This is a genomic window from Vibrio sp. vnigr-6D03, assembly GCF_002835515.1.
GTDB lineage: Bacteria > Pseudomonadota > Gammaproteobacteria > Enterobacterales > Vibrionaceae > Vibrio > Vibrio penaeicida.
Window position 1 is genome coordinate 95011 of the sequence record NZ_PIZL01000018.1, and the last position, 13470, is coordinate 108480.

Annotated in this window: 9 protein-coding genes; 3 read left to right on the plus strand and 6 right to left on the minus strand. The window is 42.5% G+C overall.

Translation table 11 applies throughout. From position 1 onward, the window contains the following. Positions 1 to 56: 56 nt before the first annotated feature. Positions 57 to 515: an RNA-binding S4 domain-containing protein gene (locus CW749_RS14875; RefSeq protein ID WP_101113053.1), complete on the minus strand. Its 459-nt coding sequence runs from the start codon at positions 513 to 515 to the stop codon at positions 57 to 59. Positions 516 to 574: 59 nt separating this feature from the next. Continuing rightward, positions 575 to 1234, minus strand: coding sequence for an HAD hydrolase-like protein (locus tag CW749_RS14880; RefSeq protein ID WP_237322455.1), 660 nt, complete (start codon positions 1232 to 1234; stop codon positions 575 to 577). A 209-nt stretch (positions 1235 to 1443) separates the two neighbouring features. Between CW749_RS14880 and CW749_RS14885 the strand changes: the two genes are divergently transcribed. Beyond that, the gene (locus CW749_RS14885) at positions 1444 to 2067 is read left to right on the plus strand and encodes a LysE family translocator (protein WP_101113055.1); all 624 of its coding nucleotides are present in this window, start codon (positions 1444 to 1446) and stop codon (positions 2065 to 2067) included. Between the two features lie 35 nt (positions 2068 to 2102). Here the strand turns inward: CW749_RS14885 and CW749_RS14890 are convergent, their stop codons facing one another. Continuing rightward, positions 2103 to 2615 (minus strand): GNAT family N-acetyltransferase, encoded by a 513-nt coding sequence (locus tag CW749_RS14890; protein ID WP_101113056.1) that lies wholly within the window; start codon positions 2613 to 2615, stop codon positions 2103 to 2105. Positions 2616 to 2663: 48 nt separating this feature from the next. Continuing rightward, positions 2664 to 3788, minus strand: a complete 1125-nt coding sequence (locus CW749_RS14895; protein ID WP_101113057.1) for a response regulator — start codon at positions 3786 to 3788, stop codon at positions 2664 to 2666. A gap of 164 nt (positions 3789 to 3952) precedes the next feature. On the opposite strand from CW749_RS14895, the gene CW749_RS14900 reads away from it, so the two are divergent. Next, on the plus strand, positions 3953 to 7903 hold the full coding sequence (locus CW749_RS14900) for a response regulator (protein ID WP_101113058.1): 3951 nt from the start codon (positions 3953 to 3955) through the stop codon (positions 7901 to 7903). An 82-nt stretch (positions 7904 to 7985) separates the two neighbouring features. Here CW749_RS14900 and CW749_RS14905 read toward each other — a convergent pair whose 3' ends face one another. After that, on the minus strand, positions 7986 to 10292 hold the full coding sequence (locus tag CW749_RS14905) for a response regulator (protein ID WP_101113059.1): 2307 nt from the start codon (positions 10290 to 10292) through the stop codon (positions 7986 to 7988). 417 nt (positions 10293 to 10709) lie between these two features. On the opposite strand from CW749_RS14905, the gene sstT reads away from it, so the two are divergent. After that, complete coding sequence (sstT, locus tag CW749_RS14910; RefSeq protein ID WP_101113060.1) at positions 10710 to 11924, plus strand: serine/threonine transporter SstT; 1215 nt, start codon at positions 10710 to 10712, stop codon at positions 11922 to 11924. A gap of 65 nt (positions 11925 to 11989) precedes the next feature. Here the strand turns inward: sstT and CW749_RS14915 are convergent, their stop codons facing one another. Next, positions 11990 to 13087, minus strand: a complete 1098-nt coding sequence (locus tag CW749_RS14915) for a tetratricopeptide repeat protein (protein ID WP_101113061.1) — start codon at positions 13085 to 13087, stop codon at positions 11990 to 11992. Positions 13088 to 13470: the final 383 nt, after the last annotated feature.

Consider the following 13470-nt stretch of genomic DNA (forward strand, 5'->3'; position numbering starts at 1 on the left):
TTATTCAGCAATGATACGTGAAACAAAAATCGAGCCCGAAAGCTCGATTTTTTAACTTAAAACTTTATTGAACCACGCCCCGTTTGCTCATCTCGGGGCGATGGGCTTGGTTTCTTCTCGGGTTGTTCTTTCTTAGCCTTTTTGTTGGTCGCGCTGTTTTTATTGCTAGAGCCTGACTTCTTATTACCCGAAGCTGGCTTTTTATTCTTAGGAAGACTCGCCTTACGACGTTCTTGCTTAGTGGGTTTCGCTTCTTTGGGTTCTGGTTCTGATACTGGCGCATCGCAAATGATAACGTAATATTCCTGATTGAATTCAATCAAGTCGCCATCGTAAAGCTTGCGACGCTTTCGAGTTTCTAGCTCACCATTAACGGCTACATAACCTTCTGAAATGGCGTATTTCGCTTCACCACCACCACTCACCACATTGGCAATTTTTAATACCTTGTAGAGCTCTATTGGCTGAGATGCGACCTCAACCCCTAGCGCTTCTACTTCAATCTCTTCACTCATTAACGAATCTCACTAGAAAGGACGCGACATTGTAACGATTTTTTCCGGGCATGTAGACATTAATGGCAACCAGAGCATTTATGCTCCAACAGTTTCAAAATGTCTTCAGGCTTGCTCCACAAGTGGAAGGGGTTTTCTGCCGTAAGCTCTTGCTTCGAACCGTAGCCCCACAACACGCCTGCACTCTTCAATCCATTTTTGTGTGCAGCAGTCAAATCCACGGCTCGGTCTCCAACCATCAAAGAACGCGCTGTAATAACCCCTTTCTTTTTTAAAGATTCCAATTGTTGCCACTTCTCGATTCCAACATCGCCACCATCAACGAATGCAAAGAGATCTCGAAGGCCATGCATTTCTAGAATTTGACTGGCGTAATCTGCTCGTTTAGATGTGCAAAGACCAAGTGTAAATTGTTGGGATTGATAAAGGGCTTTCAGCGTTTGGGCAATGCCAGTGTAAAGGATATTTTCTTTGTATCCGATTTCGGAATAACGTTCGCGGTATTTGTCGACGAGAGATTGTATGAGTTTGGGGTCGTTTTGCTTGGTGATGTCGTAAAAAGTGAGGTCTAACGGGGGGCCGATGTAATTGAGTAAGTGCTGCTCTGAGTAACTGGGGAAGTTGTGTGCTTGCAGCGAATAATTTATGGACCGTATGAAGCCTTGCCGGGGTTCGATTAGTGTGCCGTCCAAATCAAAAATTATGGTTTGATAATCCAATATTCCCTCCTTGCTGTCCGAATTTTTAGTGTTCATGGTACTGTTTTTGATAGCCCACAGATAGTAACGAAATTGTTAAAAAAACACCATTGAAAATTCATGTAAATTTAGTGGGGTCTTAATAGTGGCATTAATCTGGTTTGCGTTAGACTTCACTCCCATTTACAGTGAACGTTGTCAAGTTCTGATAAGCAAATAAGGAAGTGGTAATGATAAGCATGGAATTTCTTCTCACAACCCTAATCGTCGTTTTAATACCTGGGACGGGTGTGATTTTTACAATTTCCGTTGGGTTGTTTCAAGGTCGACGTGCCAGTATGGCAGCAGCCTTCGGCTGTACTTTAGGTATTATTCCAGCGCTTCTGGCATGTGTATTGGGTTTGAGTGCTATTTTGCACACCAGTGCTTTAGCGTTTCAAGTGATAAAATACGCTGGCGCCGCGTACCTACTTTACCTTGCTTGGGGGATGTGGCGTGCCAGCAACGAAGGGAAAATGACATTTTCTAAAACAGAGAATACATCATTTCGAACAGTCTCTACTCAAGCTTTCCTACTCAATATATTGAACCCCAAGTTATCGCTGTTCTTTTTAGCTTTCCTTCCACAATTCATCCCTAGCAATACTGAAGCAACGCTTTTTAGCATGTTGGTATTAGGTGGAATATTCATGCTAATGACGTTTGTGGTGTTTGTTGCCTACGGTTTGTTGGCTCATCAGGTAAGCCAATACGTGACTCAATCTAAACGCGCAATTGCGTTGATTCAAAAAGTATTTTCAGCCAGCTTTGCGGGACTAGGCGCTAAACTGGCACTAAGCGAAAACTCGCTCTGATTACCAATACCCCAGCTTAACTTACTCAACTGACCTCAAGATTTGAAACCCAATACATCCGAATCATGTGAGGTCAGTTGAATTTCTAAAATGGGCAATTGTCGCCCTTCTGGTAATGATGGATAAAGACCCACCTGCTTGGCCCCATATTTTTGATAGAAACCCACGGCATTTGGGTCTGAAACAATGACTAACTTTTCAGCTGATTTCTCACTTATTCGAGCAAACATGTCGGTCATCATTTGATCGCCAAACCCTAACCCTAGAAATCGCGGCGACACAAAGCAATCTTCTAGTTCGAAGACTTTATCTTCAGACTGGCTAAATGAATACAAGCAGCACAATAGACCATCGGGGGTCACGCCTTTATAAAAGTGACGGTGCATAAAGCACGTTTCTGTTATTGTTAATCCCGTCCGCCATAGCTCAATGAGCTCGGCGCTATACCCCCAAGATGCTTTTGAAGCAAAGATCAGAGTATTGATGTTGGGAATGTCGTTGAGTTGCGCTTTAATAAAAGAACAGCGCGCTGTTGGAGAGTCTGTCATGGAATCCGTTACTGCTGTTACCCTTGTTCATTGGGCATTGATGGCGATTTAAAGTTCAAAAGGAAGCTGCATTTGCCACACCAAGCCTCGTTCATCCGATTCTAGTTTCGCATGCCCCGCAAGAGAGGTATTGATGATATTTGCTGCGACCGTTGCACTCAAGCCAACATGCCCCGCTCGTCCACGCTTAGTGGTGAAAAATGGTCTAATTACTTCCGTCAAAACCTCGCTTTCAACACCCACGCCATTATCCCAATAAGTGATCGTAAGGTGCTGCCCCGCTCGCTGCCACGAAATATGGATATTGCGTTTCTCTTCAGTATTTGAATAGGCATGAACCAAAGAGTTTTCTATCAAGTTGTTAAACACAATCCCAAGAAGTTTCGCATCGGTTTTTAACAGCTCTTTTTCACCATCCAGCCGAACCATTACTCCCGATTCTGCCAGTTTGGCGTGGAAATGCGCGATCACTTTTTCGATCACTTTAATCAGGCTCACTTCTTCAATGTTCAATTCATTTTCCGTATCAGAAATCGATTTAAACATTTCCATCATGTCGGCAACCCGATTTAAGTTATTCAGATTGAGATCAACGCTGTCGTGGCAGAAGATGATGAAATCTTTTAGTTTTGAACTGGTGATCTTTTGATCCCTAAACTGTTGCTCAAAACTCAAAATAGTCTCTCTCATATGGGTAGAGGTGAGAATACTTGTCCCTAGCGGGGTATTAATTTCATTTGCTACCCCAACCACTAGGTTATTTAACGCGGAGGTGAGCTCTTTTTTAAGGAGTTTTTTCTGTGCTTCACGGAGTGTCAGCTGAGTCTTTACTCTCGCCAACACTTCTTGAGGGCGATACGGTTTAGAAATGTAATCCACCCCCCCTGCATCTAACGCTTCGACAATGCTTTCCACATCCGTGAATGCACTCACAAAAATAACGGGGATGTCACTGGTATCGGTGTTCTCTTTTAGGATTTTACACAATTCAATCCCAGACATACGGGGCATTTTGATGTCTGAAATGATCAAGTCGGGTTTTTGTTTTTCCACCAGCTTCAAAGCAATGTGTCCACTGGTTGCGGCACGTATACGATACTCCGGCTGCTGCATGATAAGTTGCAACATCCTTAAGTTTTCTGCCACATCATCGACAATCAAAAGTTCATACATAGATCACGTAACACCCCGTTTTTTAACTCAAGTATAGACGAGGAAAATGAGAGTTATTGAGCCAAATGAAAATTTCTGAAATCAAGTCGTTGTCTTCTTGGGAAAAGTGCACATTGTTAACTATGCTATTTAGAGTTGTGTTCCCGTAGTGACGTGGTAATTCCATGAAAATGAAAACTCTATTCAGTCTTTTGTTTTTACTTATGTTTATTGTAAATATAGGTATCATTTTCGTCGTCGATCGAACGATAGATGTTTTCGAAGAAGAAGAACAAATTCTCCAAGAACAAGCCAATCTAATAAAAATGGGAAGCGAACTTAAGCAAAGTTCTGATAATTTGACTAAATTCGCTCGCGCATATGCCCTAACTGGAGACATCAAATGGAAAGCGCTGTTTGAAAGGGTCTTGGATGTCAGAAACGGAAAGGCGCCTATTCCAGAGGGTCATGAGTTTGGCTATTGGGATGTGATCGCAACGGAACCTCATTTAAATTTCACCCTAACGCCCGGTTTCATGGGAGAAACCTTTTTACAGAGAATACACGACGCTGGAATGTCAGAAAATGAGGTCAATTCGCTTGCTGAAGCGTTATCTAAATCGGATAAACTTGTTGAATTAGAAGAGAGGGCTTTTGAACAAGTTGAGCTTGCCACCTCTCAGAGCAAACAGAACGCACTCTCTCTTTTGTATGGACAAGATTACTTTGATGAAAAGTCTAAAATCATGTCTGCCATAGAGACGGCCTATTTATCCAGCATGGACAGGCTAATCAGCGAGCAGACTTCTGCAGAAAGGCTCGTAGATCGCAATTCTCAAGTGCTGTTCGTAGGCATTCTTATCCTCGGTTTCTTTTTAGTTCTATCCTTTGTGTTGCTTTGGTTGGTTTATATCGCACCACTTGGTCGAATGCAAAACCAAGTCATCTCTAAAGTGAACGATCAAGACTACGACTTTAAACTCAGCGAACGAGTGCAAGGAGAGCTAGGCGCATTTTCCAGTGCCATCAACTCATTACTCTTCAATTTACGAAACGAGCTGAGAATAGGACAAACCGTTCAAAACTATAATGATGTGATTCGTGGTAAGGAACAGCTCGACGACGTTGTATCCGCGACCAAACAATTTCTGAACACTCACTTCTCTTTTCCACTCATCACTTTTTACCAAAATAAAAACGGTGATTTAGTCTCCATAAATAGCTTTGGCAACATCTATGACCCGACCCCTGAAAACGATACGTTTCCCTATTACTGTTTAGAAAACGGTACTCATCTGGTGGTTGAAGCAACAGATGACGCCCCATTGAAATTAGGGATGGGGGAAATGACCATGGAGCTACTCGAACTTCATGCATTTCCGATACAAGCCAACAATAAGCAGCTTGGGGTCATTCAAATAGGCACCATTAAGAAGCTAAACAAAAATACGCTTCGAATCCTTAATGAACTGGTAGAGAACTTCAGTATTGCCTTTCAATTGGGTTTGAACATAGAAATGCAGCGAGAGACAGAGCAAGAGGTCACGAGACAACTGGAGCTCAATCAGCACATTATCGACTCCATTCCTAACCCCACTTACTATCGCAATCGGTTAGGCGAATATTTGGGCGTTAACGAACAATTTTGTGAGTTTATGGGGCTGAAGGTAGATCAAGTACTTGGAAGCCATATAGAGACGCTCTTTAACGAAGACACCGTACACGTACTTAAACGTTATGAGTTGGAACTTCTGCAAGGCACAAAACGTCTAGAGTTCGAAATGGTACTCACCAATGGTAATGAAGAAGAACGAGATCTGATCGTTTATGAAGCGCCGTTTTATGACCAGAACAATGGAATTATGGGTATCGTTGGTACCTTTATGGACGTGACTGAGACAAAACAACTAGAACGAGAATTAATAGAATCAAAAGACTCTGCGGACAAGCTCAGTAAGATAAAAGGCGACTTCTTAGCGAACATGAGCCACGAGATCCGAACGCCAATGAATGCGATTATGGGGATGACTCACCTTGTTCTTTCGTCCAGTTTGGAAGAGCAACAACGTGTTTACGTGGAGAAAATCGACTATGCCAGCAAACAGCTTCTGGGCATCATCAACGACATTCTAGATTTTTCGAAAGTCGAAGCGGGCAAACTTCAAATTGAGAATACGGCTTTCAATCTCGATAAAGTTCTCGATAACTTAGCGAACGTATTGTCCGTGAAATCTGAAGACAAGGGTATAGAACTCATTTTTAATGTCTCACCCAATATTCCAAATCATTTAACGGGCGACTCGTTGAGGTTGGGCCAAGTGCTCATCAATCTAGCGGGTAACGCTGTCAAGTTTACCGATAATGGTGAGGTGATCATCAGCGTTTCAGAGGAATCCCGGACTGGCAACCTTGTGGTTTTGCGATTCACTGTAGAAGACACTGGAATCGGGATGACACCCGAGCAGATCAACAACCTTTTCCAAGCCTTTAATCAAGGCGATACTTCTACAACTCGCAAGTATGGTGGGACGGGGCTGGGGCTGTCGATATCCCAGCAATTAATTCAACTCATGGGCGGCGAGATTATGGTGAGTAGCCAATATGGCAAAGGCTCACATTTTTGGTTTGAATTGGAGCTGGAAATCAGCGAAGAGGCAGAATCTAAAGAACGCTATCTCATTACCCAGCATAAAAATGCATTGGTCATCGACGATAATGATACTGCAAGGCTTATCGTTGCAAGTATGCTGAACGACATGATGTTTGATGTAGACGTCGCATCGAACGCAAAAGATGCTTATCAGATGCTTGAACACGAGAAAAAGCAATATGATTTACTTTTAGTGGACTGGCAAATGCCGGAGATTGATGGAATACAAGCTATTGAACACATTACTGAGAACCAACTTTGCCCCAATGCAAAAACGATTCTGATCACGGCCTACGGCAATCAACTCGATTTTAACAACCAATATAGTCACCTTATCGATGGGCTTGTCTTGAAACCAGTTAACCCCTCCAACTTGCTTGATACCATCGTAGACGCACTAGGAAGCTACATTGCTGAAGACGTACAACAAGCGTCTACTGACTCCCCAACTAAACACAATATTTCAGGCACCCGAATACTATTGGTAGAAGACAACATCACGAACCAAGAAATTGCCTCAACCATACTCGAAAATGAAGGTGCGACAGTCAGCATCGCGAACCATGGCTTAGAAGCACTCGATTTATTAGACAAGAACACATTTGACGTCGTGTTAATGGACATGCAAATGCCCGTTATGGACGGACTCACTGCCACCAAAGAAATTCGGAAACAATACGATGAGTTCACGTTGCCAGTACTCGCCATGACAGCGAACGCCATGCGCGAAGATGTGGAAGCTTGTCTCAATGTCGGAATGAATGCTCACATAGCCAAACCCATTCATGTTCCTGGGCTTTTGGCCAAAATTGCCGAATTCGCGCAAAACTTATCAAATAAGAAACCCGAGGCAAGCCAACCAAAGCCAGCCTTAAATGGCCATGCTAAAAAACCGGAGAATAACGTGAACACAGAACATACTTTTCCAGAGGTCGAAGGCATCGATCTTAAAACCGGTTTACATCGGTTGTCAGGCAATGCTGAAATCTATTTCTCGACGTTAAAGCGCTTCTTTAAGTCGCAAGTAAACGACATGGAAGAGTTATTGACTATGGCTAACGAGCAAGAATTAGAAAAAGCCAAAGACAAGCTGCACGCGATAAAAGGGGCATCGGCAAACCTTTCTGTCGATTTCCTTTATCAGCAATCCTCTCGAATGGAAAAAGAGATAAAGAACGGGCAGCCGATTTCTACGGATGATGTGAAGAAAATGATGTCTTTCGTGGAGATGGTTAATTCTCAAATTCACGAAGCAGAAGAAAAACCACAAAATAAAATCGCCATCGATAGCAGTTTCCATAAGCTAATCGAACAGCTCAACACCGCGTTGCTAGAAGCGGATACAGAAGCTCTTACCATTATTGAAGAATTGCAAAAGTACAACCTTGGGGATACCTCACCCCTTAACGAGATGAGCGAGTTACTGGATAACTTCCAGTTTGACCAAGCAGCGGATATGTTGGCAAGGCTTAAACAATCAATTTAACCTCAGCTTCACGGTCACAAGCTGAGGTTAGCTAACTTTATTGAACTGTTCGACTTAGTACTTTCGGTGTGGTGCTTTTGGTTTAGTGAGTTGTTCGTTTTTTCGGAAGCTCGCTACTTTCAGAGTTGGATTTGGAGTCTTTAACTATGAATTCAAAGTTAGAAACGTGCTTTCTAAGTACTGTGGACAACTTACTTAAGCTAATCGGCTTTGAAACAAACCCATCCATCCCGACTTCAAAACATCTCTTTTTCTCTTCCGCAAGTACGTTGGCAGTCAATGCGACAATAGGCACCCTTAAGTTAGATTCATTCTCCATTTTTCGAATAGAAAATGTGGCTTCAAACCCATCCATTACCGGCATCTGACAGTCCATGAGAACCAAATCATAATGCTCTACTGCGCACTTTGATACCGCGACTCGTCCATTCTCTGCCACGCTAACATCAACCCCTAAACGTTCCAGCATCTTTTTCATGACAACTTGATTGGAAACTTGGTCTTCCACCAGCAAAACTCTCAAAAGCGATTTCACAGTGGGTTTTCTTACAAGCAAATGTGGAGGGGGCGTCAATGGTTCTTTCTCGAATACAGACTTTACGTTACGTTCAAGATCATCAACATCATAAGGTCTTGCTAGGCAGATATCGACACCATGTTTGATGGCTTCTTTGTGATCAAATTCGGATGAGGATATCATCATGATTGAGGGTGCTTTATCCCCTAGCCCTTCTTTTATTTGTTTAACAAAATCAAAACTGTCGAGATACGCTAAATCATGATCTATCACTAAAAGCTGATAGGCCAACCCTTTCTTAAGTGCCGTTTTCAACATTGTAGTAACGTAGCTAATATCTTGGCAGCATGTCGACTCCCAGCCCATTTTGTCCAATTGAATAGACGTAATTCTCATATTCAGGCAATAGTCGTCGAGTAGCAGCGCTCTTGGTTTATCGAGTTCGTCATCAATCATCACAGACTGCTCTAAGGAATGCGAGAATCGTAACGTAAACGAAAAATGAGTCCCAACCCCAGGCTCACTATCCAGCCTTAAATGCCCACCCATAAGATGTATTAGATTTCGTGTTACGCCTAAACGCACCCCTGTGGTATTTCGTTCATTGCTATCGCTGGAAATATTTTGTTCAAATATTTCTTCTTGCTGAGGCTGATCAATGCCAACTCCGCTGTCCTTGACTTCAAAGAGTATCGTTTCGGAATTGTCATCGTAAGAGAGGTGTTGAACATCCAAAAGAACATAGCCACTATCCGTAAATTTAATGGCATTACTCAATAAATTTCGCAGCACTTGTCGAATTCGACTTTTATCACCAAGTAATCTTGGATTAATACTGGAATCTAACGTGCATTGGAAGAGAAGATCTTTTTCCGTTGCTTTGGCACGGAACATCGCATCAATGTCGTCCACCAATTCATTGATGCTAAAATCCTTTTTAACAATATCCAACTGGCCAGTTTCCAACTGGGATATATCATGAATATCGCCCACCAAATCCTGTAAATTGGCGGTAGCGCTTTGGATAAGAGCAGAAAACTCCTTCAGTTCTTCTTTACTGGGTTCGTCTTTCAATAGTGAAACCATTCCAACGTAGCTATTTAACGAATTCCTAATTTCATGGCTCATCGTCGACATTAAGTCACTTTTCCGTGCCTTCGCAATTTCAGCTTGCTGACATGCATTAGATAGTTGAAGAAAGGTCTCTCGAATTCGAACCACTGCATTATTGTATCGCTCATTAAACTGCGACAGTTCATCTTGGAACCAGCGTGATTGAAAGTGAATTTTGTTTGGAAGGTTGTTCTCGTCGATTTCCCCAACTCGGCGAGACATTTCGCGAATTGGTTTGATGATTGAATTTAATAGAGTGATGTAACCAATCAATACCACCAATAGCGCCAGTAAGCTTTGCGTCGCAAACTCCTGATACGAAAACCTGTCTTGCCATTCGATTTGATTTGGCGAAACTAACGCTAGGCTTAACGTTTTATCAGAGTGCCCTTCTTCGAGCCCCCAATGCGATACCACTGAATTTTGCGAAGATAATTGACCAAGCTGAATATCGTTTGATCCTGACATGGCTATTTTTACGCCATCGACCTCTGCAAAGCGATATAGCTCTTTGACCACGGCCTCAAGCTGAAGCTGATCTTTCACCTTTAGATAACGCTGGATCTTGGGAACAAAATACGTATCAACAGAAGCTACAATCGCTTCCGCCCTTTCAGAATTTTTCTGTTGATCCCAATAGGCATTTGACAGCGTCGACAAAACAGCAAATAGGCTGCCTAACAAGCACAACAAGAGCAATATCTGACGGGACAGACTTAACCTAGCTTTCCAACTTAATACGCTACTTAATATAGTCATAAGAATAACCTTGTAACGTCTATTTTTATTCCTTAAGCATAGCTGGAAAAATCCAACTTAATAGAAACTCAGTTGCTTATTAGCACTTTTTTAATTAGCTCAGAAAATTTTCATTTCTAATCAATAATTTGCCGAGTCTAATAAATCATGTTGCCTACGAATATTTTCTAGAAAGCCCTCTAACGTCACAATAATGAATACTAAGTTAAAGCCAATTCACAGAATATACACCTGGATAAAACATCAATAAGTAAATTTTAAAACATAAATAACTCAATTAACCTAGACAATAAAACTGCAATCTATAAGATCGCATCACCGAAACGAAGAGTTCGGATATTTATAGGACACAATCAGGGTAAATGGGTACTTCTACACCTGACTTAGGCTAAAACTTATTACATTACAGGAAAGATTATGAACAACTCTTCCGTGTTATCACGGTTAGCAAACGGAAATCTTGTCTTACAGATACTCTTAGGTATTTCTTTTGGTGTTGCACTCGCCTTGACCTCGCCAGAAACCGCAATAAAAGCGAGTATGCTAGGTGATCTTTTTGTTGGTGCACTTAAAGCGGTTGCCCCCATTTTAGTTTTCATTCTTGTCGCCGCCTCCATCGCCAACCAAAAGAAAAATCAACACACAAATATGAAGCCCGTTATTGTGCTCTACCTTTTGGGTACATTCTTTGCGGCTTTAACCGCCGTGGTGATGAGCTTTGTTTTTCCTACGACGCTAACATTAGTCGCAGGGGCAGAAGGGGCAACACCTCCACAAGGCATAGCGGAAGTTCTGCACACTCTTTTGTTTAAGCTGGTAGACAACCCAGTCAGCGCACTGATGAATGCGAACTACATCGGCATTTTGGCGTGGGCAATTGCTTTGGGGCTAGTATTACACCATGCGTCAGACACGACTAAGGCTGTCTTTGAAGATTTAAGCCATGGTGTTTCTCAGATCGTTCGCTTTGTTATCAGGCTTGCTCCGTTTGGTATTTTCGGGCTCGTGGCATCGACGTTTGCAACTACTGGCTTCGACGCTCTGTTCGGCTATGCACAGTTACTGGCAGTATTGTTGGGCTCAATGTTCATTATGGCGCTGATCATTAACCCAGCCATTGTTTACGCCAAAACGAAACAAAACCCCTATCCTCTCGTTCTTACCTGCTTGCGAGAAAGTGGTGTAACGGCTTTCTTTACACGTTCAAGTGCAGCCAATATTCCGGTCAATATGAATTTGTGTTCCAAGCTTAAGCTGCACGAAGACACGTACTCTGTCTCTATCCCTTTAGGGGCGACCATTAACATGGGTGGCGCAGCCATTACTATCACAGTCCTTACACTGGCCGCAGTACATACCATGGGTATTCAGATTGATGTAATGACAGCCTTGCTTCTATCAATTGTCGCCGCCGTATCAGCGTGTGGTGCATCTGGTGTGGCGGGCGGATCTTTACTGCTGATTCCTTTAGCTTGTGGGTTATTTGGGATTCCAAATGACGTTGCGATGCAAGTCGTTGCCGTTGGGTTCATCATCGGTGTGATTCAAGACTCCGCTGAAACGGCTTTGAACAGTTCAACCGATGTGGTGTTCACGGCCGCTGTCTGTAAGTCTATGGATAAAAATTCGTGATAAAAAAATGCCCCGCTTTAATCGCGGGGCATTTTCAAAGAGACTATCACTAGGATCTGTTTGCGCTAACTCATTGCTTGGGTGAAATCGGAAGATTTGCTGGGTTGTTCTGTCTTTTCTTGCTCTAGCGTTCTTACCACAAACTCATCGCCATGAATCTCTGGGAAATATTCATCGCGCTTGTACATTTTATTTAATGCCTTGATGATCGAATGCCTTTTGATTTTTCCTTCTTCTAGTCTTGCTAAAATCGGTTTAGTTAGCCCTTGAAGACCGACAATGGCATCGATACCAATCACATTGCCAATTTCATCACGACGTTTCTTGGCTTTCGAAAAGCCTGAGTGGGCGGAAAGAAAAAACCAAATGTAAGCAAGAGCATTACCTTGAGTATCGGTATCAGCCCAAAGCTCACCAGCATAAAATTGCGCTCGCCCACTGCCTGTTTCGGCTGCTCGCTCGAGCCAATAAGTAGCACGAGTATGATTTTGTTCAACGCCTTGTCCTTCAGCATAATGCCGCCCCAAACGAATCATTCCTTCGATTGAACCATTATTTGCCGCTTTATAACTCCATTCTGCTGCTAAGGCAGAGTTAGGGGAAGGGTTCGATTCCGCAACGTACCAATCACTCATGTACAACTGAGCATCAATATTCCCTTCTTCGGCAACCTCTTGGATTAAATCAATGCCTTTTTGTAAATCTTGATCAATACCGTGACCTTTTAACAAACATAGACCCACTTCAAACTGAGCTTGTTTGTCGCCACCTCTGGCTTCTATCACTTTACCCCAATACTTTCCTTTAAGGTTCATAACGTGATTATCACTAAAGCGGTTACACAGGCGAACAACGCTGTACATGGCTATTTCATTGTCTGCATTTGCAGCCCGTTCATACCAATGTAAAGCTTCTCTCGGGTTCCCTAATTCAGCTTCTTTCGCTAAGAATAGCTGGGTTGGAATGTGACCCGTTTCTGCTTTGTAAACGCGCTCTTGATGATCTTTTGCTTTGGAGGCTTCCATTGCCTTTTTATATGCGGCTTCACGAGCAACTTTATCTCGTTCTTCAGCACGCTTTTTGCTGCTGATTGTCATCATACCGACCCCGACTAAGATGAGACAGATAACGGAAGCGCCAATGGCAATGGTCATTACATTCATAGGAAACTGCTGGTGGTGAATACAGGCTGTATTGTACCGTTTTTGAGGGGGTATTTTTAGGGGGAATTGTGTTAAAAGGTGTCGTAACAACAAATTTAACTATGTAGCTCAAAAAAATCAGCCAGTTACTTAACCTCTCAAATATCCAATATCAAACAATCGAACGCTGTTTTAACATTTTGCGTTAAGGTATTACGTCGATTTACACTCAAACTGACCCATACCAAACGAGAGCATGTTCAAGATTACACCTCGCATATGATGTGAAATGGAAATATTCCTTCTCTAAAAAAGAATGCTCAGTAAGGTTGACGTACGGTCATTAAAAATCATACTTAAACCATTACTCAAAATCATGCATATAAACATTTACGTCAAGTCCT